This window comes from Kitasatospora misakiensis, assembly GCF_042656005.1.
In the GTDB taxonomy this organism is placed as follows: Bacteria; Actinomycetota; Actinomycetes; order Streptomycetales; family Streptomycetaceae; genus Kitasatospora; species Kitasatospora misakiensis.
In genome coordinates this window covers 115457-135643 of the sequence record NZ_JBHSOF010000012.1, presented here as the reverse complement: position 1 = coordinate 135643, position 20187 = coordinate 115457, and the positions used below count along the sequence as shown (strand labels likewise).

The following is a 20187-nucleotide window of genomic DNA, read 5'->3' as shown; positions in this document are numbered from 1 at the left end:
CGGGGCGGAGCCGCCGCAATTGTTGTGAAGTGTATGGTCTCGGTAAAATTCGAGTCAATCAATAATAATATGCGGTCACACATGCTATTCGGGGGATGGTAGCTGATGTGGTTGGTCGAAAGAGAACGAGAACTCGGCGAACTCGACCGAATGCTCGACGAAACGTTAAACGGCACCGGCGGACTCGCCATCGTCACCGGACCGGTGGCGTGCGGCAAGACGGCGCTGCTAAGGGTCCTCGGCGAACGAACCGTGGCCGCCGGCGGCACCTTCCTGGGAGCCACCGGATCCCGGGCCGAGCGGGCACTGCCGCTCGGTCTGGTCAGTCATCTGCTGTACAGCGCGGGCAGTGCGGCCGGCAGCCCCGACGGGCTCCAGCCGACCCTGGACGGCATCATGGCCGCCCTCCACCACGACCTGCCGGCCCGCGAACCGGGACGGCCCGCCGCCGACGGCGCCCTCGGCGGGGAGCGGGGCGGCGAGGACGGCCTCGGCGGCGACCGGATCGGCCTCGCCCCGGCCGCCCTGCACCGGCTCTGCAAGGTCTTCTTCGACCTCGCCGCGAACGGGCCGGTGGTCATCGGCGTCGACGACGCCCACCACGCCGACCTCTCCTCGATGCTCGTCCTGCTCTACCTGGCCCGCCGGCTGCGCACCGTGCCGATCCTGCTGGTGCTCACCCAGTCCAGCCGGCCGCACCTGTGCCACGCGCTGCTGCAGACCGAGTTCCTGGACCAGCCGGGCTGCACCGGCATCCGGCTCGGCCCGCTCGGTCCGGACGGGGTGGCGGCCCTGCTGGCCGGCCGGCTCGGACCGGCCGCGGGCGCGGCCCTGGCGGCCGAGTGCCACCGGATCACCGGCGGCAGCCCGCTGCTCGTCCAGGCGATCGCCGACGACCACCGGGCGGCCGTCGCGCCGGACCGGGTGGTGCTCGGCGACTCCTTCGGCCGGGCCCTCGGCACCTTCCTGTTCCGCTCCGAGCGCGCCATGCGCGACGTCGCCCGGGCCCTCGCCGTCCTCGGCGCCGACCTCGGCACCCCGGTGCTGGCGGACGTCCTGGAGCTCGGCCCCGAGGCCACGGCCGACGCCCTGCACGCGCTGGAGGCGGTCGGACTGCTGTCGGACGGCCGGTTCCGGCACGACGGCGTCCGGATGGCCGTGCTGCGCGCGATGCCGCCGGACCGCCCGGCCGCCCTGCACGCCCGGGCGGCCGAGTCGCTGCACAACGCCGGCGCGCCCGTCGAACAGATCGCCCGTCACCTGGTGGCCGCCGAGCGGCCCACCGCCCCCTGGGCCCCGGACGTCCTGCGCCGGGCCGCCGAGGAGGCACTGCGGGTGGACGACGTGACGCTCGCCGTCGAGTGCCTGCGGGTGGCCCTGGAGGTGTGCCGCGAACCGCAGGAACGCGCCGAGGTGCGGGCCGCGCTGCTGCGCATCGAATGGCGGGTCGACCCGGCCGCGGCCGCCCGGCACCTGCCCGAACTGTGCGCGGCGGCCCGGGAGAGCCGGCTCGACTGCCGTGACCTGTCCGCGCTGGTGAGCCAGCTCATGTGGCACGGCCGGCTGGACGAGGCCGCCGAGGTCCTGGACACCATCGCCCGCCACCTCGCCGACTTCGGCCTCACCCCGGACCGCAACAAGCTGACGGTCTGTCTGATGATCTCCCAGGCCTACCCCGAGCTGTCCGACCGGCTGCTGCCGGCCGGGATGCGCCCCGACCCGAGCGATCCCGAACTCGGCTCGGGCATCCAGGTCCGCGCCGCCGGATCGCTGGCCGGTGTCCTGGCAGGGCACACCGGGCACGACACGGTGGAGACCGCCGAGGCGGTGCTGGAGGGCTCCCGGCTGGACGACGACACCCTGAGCGCGATCATCGTCGCCCTGGTCGTGCTGATCCTCGCCGACCAGTGCGAGCGGGCCGCGTTCTGGTGCGGGCAGCTGGCCGCGGAGGCCGCCAGCCGCAACGCCCCGATGTGGGCCGCGCTGCTCACCTCCCTCCAGGCGCTCACCCACCTGCGCCGCGGTGAACTCCCGTCCGCCGAACGGCGCGCCCGGGAGGCGCTCGGGATGGTGCCCGTGGAGAGCTGGGGCGCGGCCGTCGGACTGCCGCTGGCGGTGGGGCTGCTCGCCACCACCGCCGTCCGGCCCGCCGAGGCCGCCGCCTTCCTGGCCGTGCCGGTGCCCGACATCGTCTTCCGCACCCCCTGCGGCCTGCTCTACCTGCTCGCCCGCGGCCGCCACCACCTGGCCAGCAACCGGGTGCAGGCCGCGCTCAGCGACTTCCTGCGCTGCGGGGAGCTGATGGAGAAGTTCGGCTTCGACGCGCCCAACCTGGTCGCCTGGCGGATCGAGGCGGCCGCGGCCCATCTGCGGCTGGGCCGCGAGCGGGAGGCCCGTCAGCTGCTGGACGAGCAGCTGGCCGCCACCGGCCGCCACGACCGGCGCACCCACGGGCGGGTGCTGGTCCTGCTCGCCGCCGCCACCGCGGACCTCGGCGAGCGGGCCCGGCTGCTGGCCAAGGCGCTCGACCACCTCCAGGCCGGGGGCGACCGCTACGAGCAGATGCTCGCGGCGACCGAACTCAGCCGCACCTACGCGCGGCTGGGGGCCGACGCGTCGGCCCGGGCGGAGGAGGACCGCGCGCACCGGCTGGCCCAGCTGTGCGGCCTGGTCGAGCCGGTGTCCGCCGGGCTCTCGGCCCCCGGGACCGGGGGTGGTTCCCGGTTCGGGCCCTTCGCGCCGCCCCGCCCCCCACGCGGCGCGATCGGCACCGGTGCCGGCACGCGTGTCGGGGTGGTGGGCGCGGAGGTCGGTGTCGGCGCGGCCGTCGGCGGTGCGGTCCTCCCGGCCTGGAGCGTCCACCTGGCCGCCGGACCGCTGTCCGGCCAGCCCGCCGAGCTGCTGCCCGGCGGCCGCTCACCCCGGCCCGCGGTACGGCGGCCGGGCGCGGTCGTGCCCGCACCGCGCGGCCCGCAGCCACCGCTGGTCAACGAGCTGAGCCGGGCCGAACTCCGGGTGGTCGCGCTGGCCGCCCGCGGACACACCAACCGTCAGATCGCCCACAAGCTCTTCATCACCGTCAGCACCGTCGAACAGCACCTCACCCGCGCCTACCGCAAGCTCCGGGTCAACCGGCGGGCGGACCTGCCGACGCACCTCCTGCCGGACGCGACTGGCTGATTCCGGACCCCCTAACCGACCCGGCAAAGGGTCGGTTAGGGGTTAACCGGCCGGGAGGCGCCGCGTAGCTTCGGGGCCAGGTCAGGTATCGCTGGCGAAGCCACCCCCGGGAGGTAACAGATGACGGAGCCGAAGGCGAACATCCTGCTCGAAGGAGGTGCGGCGGGGGCGGAGTTCGAGCGCGTGCGCGCGGTCGCGCCCGGCGAGAGCCTCGTCAAGGTCCACGCCGGAAACCGCTACGAACACTTCCGCCGCACCGACCGAACGGCCGTCCACGAGGGCGTCCCCCTCTCCGTCTTCGAGTGGAGCGGCAACACCTTCGTCGCGGAGTGACACCCGCCGGGGGCAGCCCGCCGCACCCCCGGCGGCTGTCACCGTGTCACCGGACGAGTTTCCGGGGGAGCCCCGCACGCGCCCCCCGGCACCCCTATCGTCGTCGCATGGACGACCGCGCCGGCGGACCGCCGGACCCGTCGGAACGGACGCTGCGTCACCTCATGGGTGAGGCGCGCTGGTCCACCATGCTGACCGGAGCGCACATACGCCGCCACCCGATCGGCACCACCCTGCTGCGGCAGGGAGAACCCGGCACCCACGTCCTCGCCCTGCTCACCGGCGTAGCCAAGGCAGTCCGCCGCGAGCCGAACGGCGACCTCACCCTCCTCGCCTTCCGCGGCCCGGGCGAGGTGCTCGGCGAGGTCGCCGTACTGGACGACGGCGTGCGCTCGGCGAGCGTGCAGGCGATGGTGGACTGTTCGGTCGCGGTGGTCACCCGGACGGCCTTCCTGCGGTTCGTCGCGGACCAGGACCTGTACCCCGTCATGGTCCGGTACGCCCTCGGTCGGCTCCGGGAGTCCGATGTCGCCCGGGGCGGCGGGGATGTCGTGGCCAGGCTCTCGGCCGCCCTGGTGGTCCTGGCCGAACTGTCCGGCGGAGCACCCGGCGCCGGGGCGCCAACGGGAGTCGCCCTCGCACTGACCCGCGACGAGCTGGCCCAGCACCTCGGCGTCTCGCGGAACACGATCAGCGCGGCCCTGGTCGAGCTGGTACCGCTGGGTGTCGAGTGCGGCCGCCGCCGCATCGTCGTCGGCGACCCGGCCGCCCTGCGGAGCGCTATCGGCCAGGGGTCGTCTTCAAAGGTCAGATCCAGAGCAGGATTGAGGCGATGGTGACGGCGGCCTGGTAGGACTCGCGGGTCTTGTCGTAGCGGGTGGCCAGGCCGCGCCATTGCTTCAACCGGTTGAAGCAGCGTTCGACGACGTTGCGGAGCCGGTAGGTGTTGCGGTCGAAGGCGGGTGGCCGGCCTCCGTGCGAGCCGCGGGTGAGGCGGCCGTTGGCCTGGTCGACGCGTTCGGGGATGGTGTGCGGGATGCCGCGTCTGCGCAGGTAGGTGCGGATCTTGCGGGAGCTGTAGCCCTTGTCGGCGATGACGTGGTCGGGCCGGGTGCGCGGGCGCCCCGGCCCGACCCTCGGGACCTGGATCGTTTCCATGACGGCTTCGAGGCGGGTGCAGTCGTTGGTGTTGCCGCCGGAGAGGACGAAGCCGAGCGGGCGGCCCCGTCCGTCGCAGGCCAGATGGAGCTTGGTGCTCAGTCCTCCACGGGATCGGCCGAGGGCGTGATTACCCGCTTCGTCCCGGTCTGCTGCCCCTTTTTGCCGCCGGTGGCGTGCTGGTGGGCCCGCACGATCGTGGAGTCGACCGACACCAGCCAGTCGATGTCCCCCGTCGAGTCCTTCTCCGCCTGGATCGCACGGAGCATTCGGGAGAACGTGCCGTCCAGCGCCCACCTGCGGAAACGCGTGTACAGGGTCTGCCACGAGCCGTAGCGTTCCGGCACGTCCCGCCAGGACGTGCCGGTCCGCAGCTTCCACACGATCCCGTTCAGCACCAGCCGGTCGTCCGACCGCGGACGACCGGCTACCCCCGAAGCGGGCAGAAACCGCGACAACACAGCCCACTCGGCATCCGAAAGCTCATGACGACCCACCACGACCACCATGATCCCTCATCACTTGATCAGCTTTGAAGACGGACACTAAAGCTTGTTGCAGAAGTCTGGGTGTGGGCAGGTGGGGGGTGTGGTCTGGCCTGCTGGTTCAGGCGGTTCGGGTGAGGTTGTGCATGTGGGCGACGGCCTGCACCGCGTGGTGCGGGCCGTCGCCTTTCTGTCGGCAGTCGCGGAGGATCTTGTAGTTCTTCATGCGGGTGAAGGTGTGCTCGACGCGGGCGCGCACGCGGCGGTGTTCGGCGTTGTCCTCCTCCTGGGCCCGCAGGAGTGGACGCCCGGGTCGTCGGCGGTGGGGAACGACCAGCCCGGTGTTCGGGTAGGCGCCGTCGGCGAGCACGGTCGCGTCGGCGCACACGGCGGGCAGGTCGGAAGCCCGCCAGACATGGGCGTCGGCCTTGTTGCCCGGCGCCGGGCGGGCGGTGGCGACCACCAGCCGGGTGTCGGCGTCGATGACGACCTGCACGTTCGCCGAGAACCGGTAATTGCGGCTCGACGCCCCGACGCTCCGGTCGCGCACCGGGATCAGGGTGCCGTCCACGATCCACAGCCGTTCCACGCCCGGGGCCGGGCGTGGAACGGCTTCCAGGGCCAGAAGCGGGCCCAGGCGCCGGACGACGCGGCACACCGTCGCCGTCGAGATCCCGAACAACGGAGCCAACTGCCGCATGGTCAGGTTCGTCCGGTAGTACACGGCCACCAACAGGACCCTGTCCGACAGCGGCAGACACCACGGCCGACCACCACCCGGACCGTTGCCACCCCGTTCCCGCACCACCCGCACCAGGCCCTCGAACTGCCGCATCCGCAGACCCGTGAACGTCTCCACCCACACCGGCTCAGCCCGGAGCACCCCACCCATACCGCAGAAATGCCCACTCTCCGACCTTCCGGAACAAGCTTTAGCGGCAGGGCACCCGCTCCGGCTGGGGCTCGGGCTCGGGTTCGGGTTCGGCCGGACGCGCCCCGGGGCGGGGGCGGCGGGCCAGCGGGCGCAGGCCGAAGCGGTGCGCTGCCGCGACGGCGAGCCCGCCGAGCAGCGAGACCAGGTGGCCGACGGCGGCGGTCCCGCCGTCGGTGAGGCCGCCGAGCAGGTCCGGGGCCGCGACCGCGAGCATCAGCAGCCACACCGCCCGCGACCAGGCGGGCCGGGCCCGGGTGGCGGCCAGTGCCAGGGCGGTCACCACGACGTAGGACGGGCCGGTGTCGATCGCGTGCGCGGCCTCGGCCGGCAGCGAGCCGTGCTCGATCCGCCACCACACCAGGCCCTCGGTGAACGCGGTCGCCGCCACGTGGACCAGGGCCACCGCGGCCACCGCCCGGCGGGCGCCGAGCGCCCCGACCACCGCGAACAGGGAGAGCGCGAACACCGGCCAGACCCAGATGGTGTCCTGCGGGACGAAGGCCGACAGGGTCAGCGACTCGACCGGATGGCCGTCCGGCCACAGCCGCAGATTGCCGAGATCGGTGGACACCCAGGCGCGCAGCGCGTGCACCCGCTCGGGTGGCAGCAGCCGCAGCACCGGCCACATCGCGGCCAGCGCGGCGACGTACCAGAACGCCGGGTTGCGCGGCAGGCGCCGGATCCACGGGCCGAGCGGCGGAAGCTTCGGGACCACGGCCCTACCGGCCCCGACGGCGCGCCGGCGACCCGCCCGCGAGCGCCGCACCCGCCGCGCCGGCGGCGACGGCCACCGCGCCCGCCACCATCAGCCCGCGCCGGGACCGCCAGGACAGCACCGACCACCGCGAGTTCGCGGAGAGCAGCGAGCCGACGCTCAGCCACGAGCCGACGGACAGCGCGGAGACCGCCGAACCGGCCGACCCGATCGACAGGAAGCTGCCGACGGACCCGACCGACAGCACCGAACCGACCGACCCGATGGACAGCACCGACCCCACGGAGCCGACGGACAGGACGGAGTCCCCGGCCGGCATCGCCCAGCCGTGCGAGAACACCGTCACCGGGGACGCTGACGAGGAATCACTGCGCTTGGTCACCCGCCGATCGTATGCCGCCACTCGGCCGGTCCGCCTCCGCCCCGCCTCTCACCCGCCCAGGTGGGCCGGCAGGCCGCCGGCCATCGGGTAGGGCCGCTCGTCCGGCAGCAGCCGCCGGGCCGCCTCTGCCTCGCCGTCCCTCAGGTGCCCGTGGATCCGCCGCACGAGCGGCGTGACGTCGGTGATGGACACCACCCACTCGTCGGCGTACCGCCGGGCGGCCTCGCCGGTGAGGCCGAGTTGCAGCGAGCGGTACGGCAGCGGCCGCAGGTGCAGGTCGCGCTCGGGGTCCCACTGGACCCGTGCGGGGGAGCGCTTCAGGAGGCGCTGCCAGGTCGCCCGGTCCGGGTGGAGTCCGCGTTCGTAATGGGCCAGGCAGGCGTGCTCCAGAGCCCACTCGAAGCCCGCCCGGTCGATCTCGACGGCGAGCACGGTCTCCTGCCCTTCCTTCGTGGCCCATCCGGAGCGGTACATCATCCAGAGGAAGGAGGGCTTGATCCACGTCATCCGGTCGCGCTTCCACTGCTCGGGGAAGCGACCGTCGCGGGCCGCCGGCAGGCCGATCCCGGGTGCGTACGCCTGGTGGACGGTCACGGTCTCGGCGGTATGGACGGCGCGGATCCGGTGTCTCGGTTCCGGCTGGTCCGCGCTCTGCGGGTCCGCGCTCTGTGGTGCTTCAGCGCTCGGGGTGGTGGTGTTCGGTACGGGCACGCCGACCAGGGTGGCCGAACCGGTCGGGCCGCCGCCAGTGAATTCGGCGGGGGACGGGCGAGGCGCCGCACGATGCAAGGCTATATACAGTTAAAGCCTTTGATTTGCAGGCCGTGAGCCCTTGTGGAAGCATAATCACCAAGCAATCGGACGATCGAACACCGGAAAGCGAAGGATCATGTCGGACGGCGCGCGCGTCATCGTCGGAGTCAGTGGCTCGTTGGAGAGCCTGACCGCCCTGCACCGGGCGGCGGACGAGGCGCGTGAGCGGGGTGCGGTGCTGGTGCCGGTGCTGGCGTGGACGCCGGTCGGTGGGGAGTACAACTACCGGCTGCGGCCCTGCCCGCCGCTGCTCCGGGCCTGGCGGGAGATGGCCGCCGGCCGCCTGGAGCGGGCGTTGGACGAGGCGTTCGGCGGGCTCCCGGCCGGGGTGCGGGTCGAGCCGCAGGTGGTCCGCGGCCCGGCCGGGCCGGTGCTGACCGGGCTGGCCGACCGGCCGGGGGACCTGCTGGTGGTCGGCGCGGGCCGGCGCGGTGCGGTGCGCGGCGCGGTGCGCCGGCTGTTCCAGGGCGGCGGCTCGGTGAGCCACTACTGCCTCGCCCACGCCCGCTGCACCGTCCTCGCGGTGCCGCCGTCCGACCTCCAGGAAGACGCGCGCGCGCTGCGCCGCGGCGTCGACCTGCGCGAACTCGCGGCCCTCGCCGCGGCCTGAGGCACTGGCCCGAGGCGCAGCGCCCCGGGGCGTCACTCGAAGCGCGCGGGGTCGCCGGCTCCCCGGCGGACGATCTCCGGCGTGCCGCTGGAGAAGTCGACCACCGTCGTCATCTCCGTGCCGCAGTCGCCCGAGTCCACCACGGCGTCCAGCACGTGGTCGAGACGCTCCTTGATCTCCCACCCCTGGGTCATCGGCTCGTCGTCGCCGGGCAGCACCAGGGTGCTGGAGAGCAGCGGCTCGCCGAGTTCGGCGAGCAGGGCCCGGGTGACGGCGTGGTCGGGGATCCGGACCCCCACCGTCTTCTTCTTCGGGTGCATCAGCCGGCGGGGGACCTCCTTGGTGGCGGGCAGGATGAAGGTGTAGCTGCCCGGCGTCGCGGCCTTGACGGCGCGGAAGACGTTGTTGTCGAGCTGGACGAACTGCCCCAGCTGCGCGAAGTCCTCGCACATCAGGGTGAAGTGGTGGCGCTCGTCGAGACGCCGGATCGACCGGATCCGTTCGAGGCCGTCACGGTTGTCCAGCTGGCAGCCCAGCGCGAAACAGGAGTCGGTCGGGTACGCGACCAGCGCCCCGGACCGGAGACTGGCGGCCACCGTGCTGATGGTGCGCGGCTGGGGAGACTCTGGGTGCACGTCGAAGTACTTGGCCATTGGCCGACCCTACGGGATCCCGGCCCTCACCGGCGGCAGCCGGGCGCAGCCGCCACGTGCCACCGCCACGTGCCACCGCAACGTCCCGCCGTCTGGCCGCGCGCCGGGGCGCGGCGTACGGTCGGGCGGTATGGGCTTCGAGCAGGCGCGGGTGAACCGGATCTTCCGCCCCGAGACCTACGCCGAGGGCGTGCCGTACGAGCTGCTGCGCGAGCTGCGGGCCGAAGCGCCGGTCTGCTGGGTGGAGGAGCCCGCGGCGGGGGCGTGGCCGGCCGGGCCGGGCTACTGGGCGGTGCTGCGGCACGCCGACGTCAAGGCCGTGCTGCGCGCGCCGGAGCTGTACTCCTCGCACCTGGGCGCGACCCAGATCCGCGACCCGGACTCGCCGGCCGACCTGGACTTCGCCCGGACGATGATGCTCAACCAGGACCCGCCCGGCCACTCCCGGCTGCGCCGCATCGTCGCGGGGGCGTTCACCCCGCGCGCCCTGCGGGAGCTCGCGGACGGCATCGAGCAGCACGCCGCGGACACCGTCCGGCAGGTGCGGGCGCGCGGCGAGGCGGACTTCGTCCGGCTCCCCGCCGACCTCCCGGTGCGGACGCTGGCCCGGATCATGGGCGTCCCGGAGCAGGACCGGCTGCTGCTCCAGGACTGGGCGGACCGGGTGATCGGCTACCAGGACGCCGACCACGCCGACTCCCGTACGGTCGACCCGGCCGCCCTCTCCGACCTCGGCCGCGCCGCACTCGCCCACCGCCCCACGACCCGCACCACGCCGGACGGCCGCCCGGTCAACCCCCGCTCGCACGCCGCCCTCACGGACATGTTCGCCTATGCCCACGCGCTCGCCGAACGCCCCCGCCCCGGCAGCGTGCTCGCCCGGATGCGGGCGGGCGGACTCGACACGGCGGAGTTCGAGACGACCTTCTTCCTCTTCGCGGTCGCCGGCAACGAGACCGTCCGCAACGCCCTGCCGGGCGGCCTGTACTCGCTGCTCAGCCACCCCGACCAGTACCGGCTGCTGCTGCGGCGGCCGGAGCTGATCGACTCGGCGGTCGAGGAGATGCTGCGCCACTGGCCGCCGGTGGTGGACTTCCGGCGCACCGCCACCCGGGACGTCGAACTGGGCGGGCGGCGCATCCGGCGGGGGGACAAGGTGGTGGTGTACCACGCCTCCGCCAACCGGGACGAGACCGTCTTCCCGGACCCGGACCGCTTCGACATCACCCGCACCCCGAACGACCACGTCAGCTTCGGCCACGGCCCGCACTTCTGCATCGGCGCCCGGCTGGCCCGCCTCCAGATGACGGCGATGCTGCGCCACGTCCTCACCGGCCTGCCCGCACTGGAGCTGGCCCCCGGCGCGGTGCCCGCCCGGCTGGTGTCCAACTTCCAGAACGGCCTCAAGCGCCTGGACGTGCGGTGGAGCCGGCAGGACTGACGCCGGCGCCGGGGCCTGCCATGTCGAAGGGCGTGCGGTAGGAGGGCGCCTGGGTGCGCAGGCCGAGCCGCAGGGTGAGGCGGACCGTGCTGGAGCGGGGCAGTTCCACTTGCAGCCAGGGCCCTTCGACCCGCATCGAGCGGGTGGTGACTGTCGGGGCCGTGTGACCGTAGTCGTACAGGTCGCCGATCCAGGAGGGGTCCTCGCAGGCGGTGTGATCGACCGTGCGGATGGTGTGTTCGGCGAAGGCACCGGCCTGGACGATCACCGAGCGGGCGAGTTCGGGGTCGAGGTTGACCAGGTCGACGACCGTGGCGTCCGGGTCGATGGACGACACCAGGGCCGCGACGCCGACGGGCAGGCCGGGGCGGCGGGCGGTGGCGTCGTAGTAGCGCACGCGCGCCTGCTGCAGTCCCCCGTTGTAGACCACCTGGGGGCCGCCCCAGGTCAGTTGGACCAGTGCCTCGGTGACGACGGGGTTGGACTGCTGCCACAGGTGGATGTCGGCTTCAGGCACCTCCCTGTCACGGTAGAGCTCCATCCGGGTCAGCCGGTGACGTACCTGGGCCTGGGCGGCGGCCAGGATCTTCTCCGGGTAGTCCGGATCGTCTCCCGCCAGGAACGCCAGCCAGGGCTCCTCATGCCCGGCTTCCTCCTTGCTGCGGAAGGAGCGGACCGTGCGCCAGTCGTATCCGGCGGCAGCGCGCAGGCGCTCGATGCGCTGCTGGTCGGCCTCCGACGCCGTGTGGTGCCACAGCGCGGTCGGCACCGCCATCAGCATGGGGTTGTAGTCGAACCAGCCTTCGTCTTTGTAACGCAGCGGCACGTGGAAGGTGGGGGTGCGTACCTCCTCGGCGAGCTGGGGGATCCACTTGGAGCGGAGACTGGAGTCCGCCGCGGTGAAGGACATCACCTTGCCGTGCGAGATGATCTCGTCCAGGGCGGGGCGTACCAGGTCCAGGTAGGAGTCGTCGCCGGTGACGGCGGCGCCGGCCAGCGCGGCGACGATCGCCGCGTGCCCGATGCTGTACCAGCCGTGCGGCCAGGACCAGCCGTAGTGGCCGCCGTACCAGCGCCCCTCCAGCAGGCCGCCGACCGTGCCGTCGGGGGCGACGTTGTCGGGCAGGATCCCGCCGTTGGCGGCGGCGCGGTTCCGCCAGGCTCCGACGTACTCGGTGATCCAGTCCGCGTAACGCTGTTCGCCGGAGAGCATCCAGGCGTTGTGGACCAGGCCGGCGGCGGCCAGGTTGACCGCGGTGTCGCCGGAGCCCATGCGGCGGCGCATCTCCTCGCCGAGGCGCGGGTCGGCCTCCAGCGGCGGCTGCGGGGCCCCGGCGGGAAGGGTCCAGTCGAGCGGGAAGCCGTACGTCCGGGCTTCGTCCGGCAGCCAGGGGTAGGCGTCGCCGTCGAAGAGTCCTTCGCGGTCGGGGTCGCTGCCGTTGTGGGGCCGGCGGATGATGCGGTGTTCGGGGTCGTAGTTGCCGTGCGCCGGGTCCACGTAGAGGTCGGCGAAGCGCAGTGCCCGCCCGGCCCACCGGTCGGGGGCGGCCATGCACAGGAAGTACAGCAGGAGCAGGCTCTCGCCCTGGTGGAACCAGTCATAGCCGCGCTCGTACTCGTTCTTGAGCATGCCCAGCTCGGTCAGCTGGTGTGTGACGCCCTCCCAGTGCCGCTCGGCCTGGTGCAGGATGTCGTCCGAGCCGCCGAGCAGGTACAGCTGCGGCCAGTTGAAGAAGACCTCGTAGAAGTCGTCCGCGCCGTCGCGGGAGGTCAGTTCACCGGTGTAGCGAAGCCGCCCGTCCGGTCCGGTGAAGTCGGCCGCGAACCGGTGCCGGGCCCGGTCCAGCAGATCGAACAGCTCGCGCTGCGCGATCGCCCAGCCCGGCGGTTCGAGCAGCGGCACCGAGGCCGTGAGGCGGGGATGCATCAGGGACGACTCCATTCAGGGACAACTCGATTCAGGGACTACTCGATTCAGGCAAGTGAGGCGACCGGCCGGGGTCAGCTCTTGTTGGCGCCGGCGAGCAGGCCGGAGACCAGGAACCGCTGGGAGAACAGGAAGACGGCCAGGACGGGCGTGATCGCCAGCAGCGTGGCCAGGGCCAGTTCGGGACGCTGGACCGCCACTGCTCCCACGGTCGGGTTGAACTGGGGGACCGAGTTGAGCAGCATGCCCAGGCCCACCTGGACGGGGTACTGGTTGCTCTCCGGCAGCATCACGTAGGGCAGGTAGTAGTTGGTCCAGTTGGCGACGAAGCTGAAGAAGCCGACCAGGGCGACGACCGGGGCCGCCAGCGGCAGCGCGATCCGGCGGAAGACGCCGAATTCCGAGCAGCCGTCGAGTCGGGCCGCGTCCAGCAGTTCCCGGGGCAGGGCCGTGCTGAAGTAGATGTAGGTCAGGTACACCCCGAACGGGTAGAACGCGTACGGCAGGATGATCGACCACATCGAGCCGATCAGGTGCACCACGTTGAGCTCCAGGAACAGCGGTACGACCAGGGCGGCGTTCGGCATCAGCATCACCACCAGCGTGGCGATCAGAAGCATGTGCCGACCGCGGAACTCCATCAGCGCCATGGCGTAGCCGGCCGGTACCACCGCGCACAAGGTGATGGCCAGCGCGACGAAGGAGTAGACGGCCGAATTCCGCAGCCAGGTGAAGATCACGCCACCCTGGTAGGCGCTCAGGGAATCCCAGTTGGCCTTCAGCGCGTGGAGGGAGCCGAACGACAGGGGACTGCTGTGCGCCAACTGCTCGTCGGTCTTGGTGGCGGCCAGCAGCAGCCAGAGCACCGGCAGCACGAAGAAGACGAGGAACAGCAGCAGCACCAGGGCCGGCAGCGGGTTCACGCGGCCTCGCCCGGTCGTCCCGGCCGGACCGGCCCCGGCGCCCTGCCGGACGAGGGGGGCGACGGAGCGCCGCCCGATGTCAGTCCGCATCGAAGAACCCTGATCTGGCCACGAAGACGCCCGTCGCGGCCAGTCCGACCACCAGGAGCCCGACCGAGATGGCGGCCGCGGTGTTGACGTCGTTTTTCAGGAACGCGAAATCGTAGGCGAGTTGGTTGAGCGAGTAGTCCCGGCCCGCGACGCCCAGGCTCGCCTGGGAGAGCAACTGGGGTTCGATGAACAACTGGGTACCGCCTGCGAAAACGAGGACGGCCATGTAGACGATCCACTTCCGCAGCAGCGGAATCTCGATCCGCCAGGCCGTCTGCCAGGCTCCCGCGCCGTCGATCCGCGCGGCCTCCAGGACATCGGTCGAGATGTTGTTCAGCGCCCCGTACATCACCACGATCCAGCCGCCCGCCCCGGTCCAGAAGGCCATGAGGGTGAACAGGATCGGCAGGTGGCCTGGGGCGATGACCTCGCCGAAGGAGTCGTAACCGAGGGCCCGCAGCAGGAAGGCGACGGGACTGACCGCGGGGTCCAGCACGAACAGCCACACCATGACGCCGGCCGCCCCGGCCAGCGCGCCGGGCACGTAGTAGAGGAACCGCAGGGCCCTGCTCACGCCCTTCAGTGTCAGGCGGTGCAGCAGGAGAGCGAGGCCGACGACGAAGACGACCAGCGAGGTCATCCAGCACACCAGATACAGGGCCACGTGCCAGACGGCGGGGGCGAACCGAAAATCGTTCATGGCGGTGGAGAAGTTGGACAGGCCGGTGAAGGAGCCCCCGTCGTCGGTGAAGGAGTAGTAGATCGCGTAGCCGGTCGGCACCAGGCCGAAGGCGATCAGCAGCACCACGTAGGGCGCGACGAAGGCGTGCCCGGCCCGGCCGGGCCACCGTGCGCGCAAGCTCCGCGCGGTGGCCCGGCCGGTCTCGACCTGGTGCGAGGTCACTGCGTCACCGTGTAGCCGGCGGCGCGGGCGTAGTCGACGATCGCCTTCTGCCAGGTCGGCAGGAGGGAGACCATCGACTCCCCCGCGGTCAGCTTGGGGGTCATCGTGGCTGCCCAGATGGCTTCCTGGCTGAACTCGCCGTATCCCCAGCCGGGCCAGACCTGGCCTGCCGCGGCCTGCAGCGGCCCGGCGATGTCACCCACGTAGTAGCCCGAGGCGGTCTGCCTGGCCAGCCACTTCTCGGCCGCGGGAGCGTAGGCGGGGTAGGTGGGGGCGAGGGCGACCTGGTACTCGTCCGAAGTCGTCACCCAGGTCATGAAGGCCGTGCCGGCCGCGAGGTTCGCGCTGTGGGCGGACAGCAGCCAGGTTCCGCCACCCACGTTGCCCACGGTGGTGTCGGCTTCGGCGGACCACCTGGGCGTCGGCGCGACGGCGAGTTGGCCCGCCGGGGTTTTGAGGGTGTCCTGGAACAGCGCGCCGCCGAACCAGGACGGACCGGGCATCAGGAGGATCTTGTCGGCCTGGTTCTTGCCGAAGTCCGAGCTGAAGACGCTGCTCAGCGACATCGTCCTGGTCCCGATCAGCGTGTCGAGCAGCGAAGCCATGCGCCGGCAGTTCTCACCGGTGGCTTGGACCGTCACCGTCTTGGGACCGGTGATCTGGTTGGCCCCGCACTTGCTCGCCCACATGTAGATCTCGGGAGCGAAGGCGTCGCCGACCGAACCCACCAGATACCCGGGGTGTTCGGCGGCCACCTGCTGCCCGAGCGCCTGGTACTGCTCCCAGCTCTGCGGGACCTGGTAGCCCCATTCCTTCATCAGTGGCGCGTTGTACCACAGCACCGTCTGGGCCAGGTCGTTACGCAGGCAGTACAACGTGCCGTTGACGGTACAGGGAACGTTGGCGTCCTTCGCCCATTTGGACAGCGTTGAGTCGGGGATGAGGCCCTTGTTCAGCGGGGCGGTGAAGCCGGCGTCCACGGCCCAGGTGGTCTCGTTGTTCTGACTGCTGAAGACCACGTCCGGCCAGCCCTTGCCGGTGCGGTTGAACAGGCTGACCTTGGTGCGCAAGTAGCCGGAGCCGTTGGCGTCCCCGTCGTAGGTAACGATGTCCATCGTCACCTCGGGGTGCTGCTGCTGGTACAGCTTGGCGGCCGCCAGGCGGGTGGAGTCCACCCATACCGTCAGGGTGCCGCCGGTCTGCTCCACCGGATGGAAGCTTCCGGCGGACCCGGCCGTTCCGCCGCTGCCGCACGCGGCGACGACGGCCATCACGAGAGCGCCGGCCACGACCGCCAGGCCGGTGCGTCTGCGGGGTCCGCCAGTTGTCTTCGCGCCGACCGCGCGGACATTCGCTGTCATGAACAACTCCACTATGTCGTGGCGCCCGCACACCACCGGGATGCGGGCCGTGCTTTCTTCGCACATAGAAGCCCTCATGTCGAGGCCTGTCGGAATGATGAGCGGGTTAATGTCATCGGCATTCTATAGATGCCCCAGCGTTTATCGTTGCGCACTTTTTCGTAGGCGGAAAAATCCCCCAGGGGGACTATTACTCATACTTTTATCGGCGGTGCGGTGTGGTGGTAGGGCCGCGAGGGCGCCATGGGTCCCATGTCAGGGGAACCACCGATTGCTCGACAGCTCCAAGGCCCGGTGCCAACCGATCGGTGGATCCCGGTTCAGCCGCCGCCACTGACCTCGATGCGGAGCAGCCACTTCCTCTTCAGACAGAACTCTGGCTGATCCTGCACATGCTGAGGGACACTCAGGTCGCACGGGCGCGTTCAGCTGCCCTGCCGGTTGGCTCTCTGTGCGGCTCGTCCCCAGAAATGTTAACGCTCACACGCCACTTCGGGGCAGTTGCCGTCGGTGCCGACGCCACCCCTTCCCAGCCCAACCGAACAAGGGACTCAACAGTGACATCCACACTTCAGCGGTGGTCGCAACGCGTCCTCGCCTTGACGGTAAGCCTTCTCTGTCTGATGGCATTTCTTCCGGCTGCGGCCCAGGCGGACAACCCGATCGTGCAGCACATCTACACCGCCGACCCGGCACCGCTGGTCTACAACGGCCGGGTCTACCTGTACACCGGACACGACGAGGACAACTCGACGACTTTCAGGATGCGCGAGTGGCGGGTGTCGTCCTCGTCGGACATGGTGAACTGGACCGATCACGGTTCGCCGATGAGCCTGGCGACCTTCAGCTGGGCCGGCGCGGACGCCTGGGCGGGACAGGCCGTCTACCGCAACGGCAAGTTCTACTGGTATGTGCCGGTGCGGATGACCAACGGATCGCAAGCCATCGGAGTCGGGGTCTCGGACAGCCCCACCGGGCCGTTCCGCGACGCGATCGGCGGTCCACTGATCCAGAACGCCGAAATCGACCCCACCGTCTTCATCGACGACGACGGGCAGGCCTATCTGTATTACGGCAACCCGCGTCTGTGGTACGTCCGGCTCAACGCCGACATGACCTCGTACTCCGGCAGCCCGACGCAGATACCGCTGACCACCGCGGGGTTCGGCACCCGCACGGGAGATGCGAACCGGCCCACCCAGTACGAGGAAGGCCCGTGGTTCTACAAGCGAAACGGCCTGTACTACATGGTGTTCGCGGCGAAATGCTGCTCCGAGTTCATCGCCTACTCCACCTCGCCCGGCCCGACCGGACCGTGGACGTATCGCGGCACCATCATGCCCACGCAGGGCAGCAGCTTCACCAACCACGCCGGCCTCGTCGACTTCAACGGCGGCTCGTACTTCTTCTACCACAACGGCGCTCTGCCGGGCGGCGGTGGCTACACCCGGTCGGTCGCGGTGGAGAAGTTCAGCTACAACGCCGACGGCACCATTCCAACGATCAATATGACGACGGCCGGGGTGCCGCAGGTCGGCACGCTCAATCCTTATGTCCGTCAGGAAGCCGAGACCATCGCGTGGGGCAGCGGCATCGAAACCGAACCCTCCAGCGAGGGCGGGATGAACATCGGCTGGATTGAGAACGGCGATTACACCAAGGTCAAGGGCGTAGCATTCGGCACCGGTGCCCGCTCGTTCACCGCCAGGGTGGCCTCAGGCACCAGCGGCGGCCGCATTGAGCTGCACCTGGACAGTACTACCGGGCCAACGGTCGGGACCTGCACGGTGTCGGGCACCGGAGGCTGGCAGTCCTGGAGCACGGTCTCGTGCCCTGTCACCGGTGCGACCGGGACGCACGATCTGTACCTGCGCTTCGCCGGTGGCAGCGGGTACCTGTTCAATATGAACTGGTGGCAGTTCACCTCCTGACCGGCAAGAGCTGAACCAACACAGGGTCGGGCCCGGACCGTCAACTCGGCGCCCGACCCTGTCTGTCGACCGCCGCCAGGTCACCTGCCCGGGCGGGAGAACCAGCGGCATCTGGTCCGAGCCACCCGCCCAAGCGCCCTACACAGTCGTGGCGTTCGACGCCCGGCACTGCGGCCCGTGTCCCCACCGCAGCGAGTGCCCCACACCCGGGTCGGGAGATCAGCGCTCGTGAACGACGCGCCCGTCGAATACCGTCAGGTCCACCTCTGCGTCCGTGATCGAGTGCGGGTCCAGGCCCAGTGGCGGGCGGTCAAGCACGCACAGGTCCGCGACCTTGCCGACCTCGATGGACCCCTTCCAGTCCTCGGCGAAGTCCTGACGGGCCGGGTCGATCGTGTAGGCGCGCAGGGCGTCGGCGAGCGACACGCATTGCTCGGGCCCGCTCGGTCGGCCGCTGGCCTTCGATTCCCGCAGCATCATCGCGGCCACTCCCTGCCGCCAGTCGGGCTCGGTGATCGGCGCGTCGGAGCTGGCGCAGACCGTGACTCCGGCCTCGACGGCGGACCGTACGGGCCATTGGTAGGCGGAGCGGTCGGGGCCGACGACCTCGTCCATCAGATCGGAGATGGTCCACTTGATGGCGGGGTTCATATTGACGCCGTAGCCATGCGCGGCCAGCCTGGCGAGGCTGCCCGCGCTGACGAAGTCACCGTGGATGACGTAATGCCGGGCATCCGGGCGCGGTGCAACCGCGTTCGCCGCGAGGAAGGCGTCGACCACCGTGTCGATCGAGCTCCTGGTTGGCCCACTTCGCGGCGGCCTCCCCGAGCAGTGCGCCGCCCTCGATGAAGCTGAACTGGATGTCCGCGCTCTGGTGTTCCAGCGATCCGCCGTACGTCACCCAGATCAGCCCCGTGTCCAACGCCCTCTTGGCGATCGCCTCGGTGGCCTCGAAAACCATCGGGAACTGCCCGCCGAGTGAGATGGGCCGAGATGCCGGCCGCCCCGCGGCCGTGGTGGTGGGTGCCGCGACCGCGGGGCGACCGTTCCGGTGGATCGGTGAACCGTCAGGCGAGGGTGACCTCGACCGGCAGCTTCTTGATGCCGTTGACGAAGTTGGAGCGGACCCGGGGAACGTCCCCGGTCAGGCGGATGCTCGCGAGGCGGGGGATCAGTTCCTCGAACATGATGCGGATCTCGGTGCGGGCCAGCAGGTTTCCGAGGCACAGGTGCGGGCTGCCCTTGCCGAAGCTGACGTGGTCGTTGTTCTGCCGGGCGACGTCGAGGTCGTAGGGGTTGTCGAAGACCTCCTCGTCGCGGTTGCCGGACGCGTACCACATGACGACCTTGTCGCCCTCCCGGATCCGCTTGCCGCCGAGTTCGACGTCGCGGGTCGCGGTGCGCCGGAAGTGGTAGACCGGGGAGGCCCAGCGCAGGAACTCCTCGACGGCGGTGGGGATCAGCGAGGGGTCGGCCTGCAGGCGGGCCAACTGCTCGGGGTGCTGCATGAGGGCCAGCATCGAGTGGGAGATGGTGTGCCGGGTGGTCTCGTTCCCGGCCACCACCAGCAGCAGGAAGTAGTTGTCGAAGTCCTGGGCGGACAGTGGCACGCCGTCCCGCGGTGTCTCGTTGACGAGCCGGGACACCAGGTCGGTGCCGGTGCCGCCGCGGCGCTGCCGGGCGAGTTCGCGGCCGTACTCGAAGACTTCGAGCGAGGCGGGGGAGCGGAACGGAAGGTCGCGGTACTTCTCGCTCTCCTCGCTGTCGAGCAGGACGTCGGCGTAGTCGGGGTCGGTGTTGCCGATGATCCGGTTGCCCCAGTCGATGAGCCGCTGGTTGTCCTCCGGGGGAACGTCCAGCAGCCGGGCGAGGACGTTGATGGGGAAGTCGGCGGAGACCTCCTTGACGAAGTCGAAGCTGCCCTTGGCGAGGGCGGCGTCGAGGGTCTTCGCGGTCAGGCCGCGCAGGAAGTCGGCGTACTGGTTGATGACTCCCTGGCCGAACTGGCGCTGGAGCAGACTACGCATCGCGCGGTGGCGGACGCCGTCCATCTCCAGGATGGAGGCGCGCTTCTTGATCTGGTCCTCGTCGACCTCTTCGAGGTTGACGAACTTCGTGGAGGTGAAGGTCTCGGCGTCGCGGTCCACCCGGGCGATGTCCTCGTGGCGGGTGACGGCCCAGAAGCCGCGGTTGGGCTCGGGCTCGGGCTGCCAGTGGACCGGGTCCTCGTGGCGAAGGGTGTGGAACATCCGCCAGGGGGTGACTCCGTCGAGGAACTTGTCGTTGTCGGCGAGGTCGATCTCGTCCAGCGGCATGGGGTCGAACGGGTTCGGCATGGGGTTCTCCC

Annotated in this window: 17 protein-coding genes and 1 pseudogene; 6 read left to right on the top strand and 12 right to left on the bottom strand. The window is 70.9% G+C overall.

Annotated features, from left to right (window positions below; all coding sequences use genetic code 11):
• The first annotated feature begins 105 nt into the window (after nucleotides 1-105).
• The 3 genes from ACFP3U_RS12670 to ACFP3U_RS12660 all read left to right on the top strand — a co-directional run bounded on the left by ACFP3U_RS12670 (nucleotide 106) and on the right by ACFP3U_RS12660 (nucleotide 4352).
• Nucleotides 106-3180: a helix-turn-helix transcriptional regulator gene (locus ACFP3U_RS12670; RefSeq protein WP_380225525.1), complete on the top strand. Its 3075-nt coding sequence runs from the start codon at nucleotides 106-108 to the stop codon at nucleotides 3178-3180.
• A 120-nt stretch (nucleotides 3181-3300) separates the two neighbouring features.
• Nucleotides 3301-3513: a DUF5988 family protein gene (locus ACFP3U_RS12665; protein ID WP_380225524.1), complete on the top strand. Its 213-nt coding sequence runs from the start codon at nucleotides 3301-3303 to the stop codon at nucleotides 3511-3513.
• A gap of 107 nt (nucleotides 3514-3620) precedes the next feature.
• Complete coding sequence (locus ACFP3U_RS12660; protein WP_380225522.1) at nucleotides 3621-4352, top strand: Crp/Fnr family transcriptional regulator; 732 nt, start codon at nucleotides 3621-3623, stop codon at nucleotides 4350-4352.
• Here the strand turns inward: ACFP3U_RS12660 and ACFP3U_RS12655 are convergent.
• From ACFP3U_RS12655 to ACFP3U_RS12635, 5 genes are all read right to left on the bottom strand, one after another.
• A protein-coding gene (locus ACFP3U_RS12655; RefSeq protein ID WP_380225521.1) for an IS5 family transposase occupies nucleotides 4321-5180 on the bottom strand; the annotation gives its coding sequence in 2 pieces (ribosomal slippage) (nucleotides 4321-4817 and nucleotides 4817-5180; 861 coding nt in all). The two genes, ACFP3U_RS12660 and ACFP3U_RS12655, sit on opposite strands and share 32 nt — an antisense overlap.
• Nucleotides 5181-5277: 97 nt before the next feature.
• Entirely contained in the window at nucleotides 5278-6048 is a 771-nt protein-coding gene (locus ACFP3U_RS12650) for a transposase family protein (protein WP_380225520.1), read from the bottom strand.
• Nucleotides 6049-6088: 40 nt separating this feature from the next.
• On the bottom strand, nucleotides 6089-6805 hold the full coding sequence (locus tag ACFP3U_RS12645) for a rhomboid-like protein (RefSeq protein ID WP_380225519.1): 717 nt from the start codon (nucleotides 6803-6805) through the stop codon (nucleotides 6089-6091).
• Between the two features lie 4 nt (nucleotides 6806-6809).
• Nucleotides 6810-7187, bottom strand: coding sequence for a hypothetical protein (locus ACFP3U_RS12640; protein ID WP_380225518.1), 378 nt, complete (start codon nucleotides 7185-7187; stop codon nucleotides 6810-6812).
• A 48-nt stretch (nucleotides 7188-7235) separates the two neighbouring features.
• A complete protein-coding gene (locus ACFP3U_RS12635) occupies nucleotides 7236-7808 on the bottom strand; it encodes a DUF4291 domain-containing protein (protein WP_380225546.1) in 573 nt (190 codons plus the stop codon).
• Between the two features lie 268 nt (nucleotides 7809-8076).
• Here ACFP3U_RS12635 and ACFP3U_RS12630 point away from each other — a divergent pair, with 268 nt between their 5' ends.
• Nucleotides 8077-8610 (top strand): universal stress protein, encoded by a 534-nt coding sequence (locus ACFP3U_RS12630; protein WP_380225517.1) that lies wholly within the window; start codon nucleotides 8077-8079, stop codon nucleotides 8608-8610.
• 32 nt (nucleotides 8611-8642) lie between these two features.
• On the opposite strand, the gene ACFP3U_RS12625 is transcribed toward ACFP3U_RS12630, so the two are convergent.
• Nucleotides 8643-9263: an L-threonylcarbamoyladenylate synthase gene (locus tag ACFP3U_RS12625; RefSeq protein ID WP_380225515.1), complete on the bottom strand. Its 621-nt coding sequence runs from the start codon at nucleotides 9261-9263 to the stop codon at nucleotides 8643-8645.
• Nucleotides 9264-9393: 130 nt separating this feature from the next.
• Between ACFP3U_RS12625 and ACFP3U_RS12620 the strand changes: the two genes are divergently transcribed.
• The gene (locus tag ACFP3U_RS12620; RefSeq protein ID WP_380225514.1) at nucleotides 9394-10704 is read left to right on the top strand and encodes a cytochrome P450; all 1311 of its coding nucleotides are present in this window, start codon (nucleotides 9394-9396) and stop codon (nucleotides 10702-10704) included.
• Here the strand turns inward: ACFP3U_RS12620 and ACFP3U_RS12615 are convergent.
• The 4 genes from ACFP3U_RS12615 to ACFP3U_RS12600 all read right to left on the bottom strand — a co-directional run bounded on the left by ACFP3U_RS12615 (nucleotide 10667) and on the right by ACFP3U_RS12600 (nucleotide 15909).
• Nucleotides 10667-12631 (bottom strand): DUF8034 domain-containing protein, encoded by a 1965-nt coding sequence (locus tag ACFP3U_RS12615; RefSeq protein WP_380225513.1) that lies wholly within the window; start codon nucleotides 12629-12631, stop codon nucleotides 10667-10669. The genes ACFP3U_RS12620 and ACFP3U_RS12615 overlap by 38 nt on opposite strands.
• Before the next feature lie 74 nt (nucleotides 12632-12705).
• Nucleotides 12706-13644, bottom strand: coding sequence for a carbohydrate ABC transporter permease (locus ACFP3U_RS12610; protein ID WP_380225512.1), 939 nt, complete (start codon nucleotides 13642-13644; stop codon nucleotides 12706-12708).
• The gene (locus tag ACFP3U_RS12605; protein ID WP_380225511.1) at nucleotides 13634-14548 is read right to left on the bottom strand and encodes a carbohydrate ABC transporter permease; all 915 of its coding nucleotides are present in this window, start codon (nucleotides 14546-14548) and stop codon (nucleotides 13634-13636) included. The genes ACFP3U_RS12610 and ACFP3U_RS12605 overlap by 11 nt, the downstream gene beginning before the upstream one ends.
• On the bottom strand, nucleotides 14545-15909 hold the full coding sequence (locus tag ACFP3U_RS12600) for an ABC transporter substrate-binding protein (RefSeq protein ID WP_380225510.1): 1365 nt from the start codon (nucleotides 15907-15909) through the stop codon (nucleotides 14545-14547). The genes ACFP3U_RS12605 and ACFP3U_RS12600 overlap by 4 nt, the downstream gene beginning before the upstream one ends.
• Nucleotides 15910-16532: 623 nt before the next feature.
• On the opposite strand from ACFP3U_RS12600, the gene ACFP3U_RS12595 reads away from it, so the two are divergent.
• Nucleotides 16533-17840 (top strand): glycoside hydrolase family 43 protein, encoded by a 1308-nt coding sequence (locus ACFP3U_RS12595; RefSeq protein ID WP_380225508.1) that lies wholly within the window; start codon nucleotides 16533-16535, stop codon nucleotides 17838-17840.
• Between the two features lie 219 nt (nucleotides 17841-18059).
• On the opposite strand, the pseudogene ACFP3U_RS12590 reads toward ACFP3U_RS12595, so the two are convergent.
• Nucleotides 18060-18632 (bottom strand): annotated as a pseudogene (locus tag ACFP3U_RS12590) (amidohydrolase family protein); the annotation flags it as partial.
• 275 nt (nucleotides 18633-18907) lie between these two features.
• Entirely contained in the window at nucleotides 18908-20176 is a 1269-nt protein-coding gene (locus ACFP3U_RS12585) for a cytochrome P450 (RefSeq protein WP_380225507.1), read from the bottom strand.
• Nucleotides 20177-20187: the final 11 nt, after the last annotated feature.

Bases quoted from the DNA above. Each gene is read 5' to 3' on its own strand.
- ACFP3U_RS12610 (WP_380225512.1), bottom strand. From the start codon at position 13,644: ATGCGGACTGACATCGGGCGGCGCTCCGTCGCCCCCCTCGTCCGGCAG.
- ACFP3U_RS12670 (WP_380225525.1), top strand. From the start codon at position 106: ATGTGGTTGGTCGAAAGAGAACGAGAACTCGGCGAACTCGACCGAATG.
- ACFP3U_RS12585 (WP_380225507.1), bottom strand. From the start codon at position 20,176: ATGCCGAACCCGTTCGACCCCATGCCGCTGGACGAGATCGACCTCGCC.
- ACFP3U_RS12620 (WP_380225514.1), top strand. From the start codon at position 9,394: ATGGGCTTCGAGCAGGCGCGGGTGAACCGGATCTTCCGCCCCGAGACC.
- ACFP3U_RS12595 (WP_380225508.1), top strand. From the start codon at position 16,533: ATGGCATTTCTTCCGGCTGCGGCCCAGGCGGACAACCCGATCGTGCAG.
- ACFP3U_RS12650 (WP_380225520.1), bottom strand. From the start codon at position 6,048: ATGGGTGGGGTGCTCCGGGCTGAGCCGGTGTGGGTGGAGACGTTCACG.
- ACFP3U_RS12625 (WP_380225515.1), bottom strand. From the start codon at position 9,263: ATGGCCAAGTACTTCGACGTGCACCCAGAGTCTCCCCAGCCGCGCACC.
- ACFP3U_RS12660 (WP_380225522.1), top strand. From the start codon at position 3,621: ATGGACGACCGCGCCGGCGGACCGCCGGACCCGTCGGAACGGACGCTG.
- ACFP3U_RS12630 (WP_380225517.1), top strand. From the start codon at position 8,077: ATGTCGGACGGCGCGCGCGTCATCGTCGGAGTCAGTGGCTCGTTGGAG.
- ACFP3U_RS12615 (WP_380225513.1), bottom strand. From the start codon at position 12,631: ATGCATCCCCGCCTCACGGCCTCGGTGCCGCTGCTCGAACCGCCGGGC.
- ACFP3U_RS12600 (WP_380225510.1), bottom strand. From the start codon at position 15,909: ATGACAGCGAATGTCCGCGCGGTCGGCGCGAAGACAACTGGCGGACCC.
- ACFP3U_RS12665 (WP_380225524.1), top strand. From the start codon at position 3,301: ATGACGGAGCCGAAGGCGAACATCCTGCTCGAAGGAGGTGCGGCGGGG.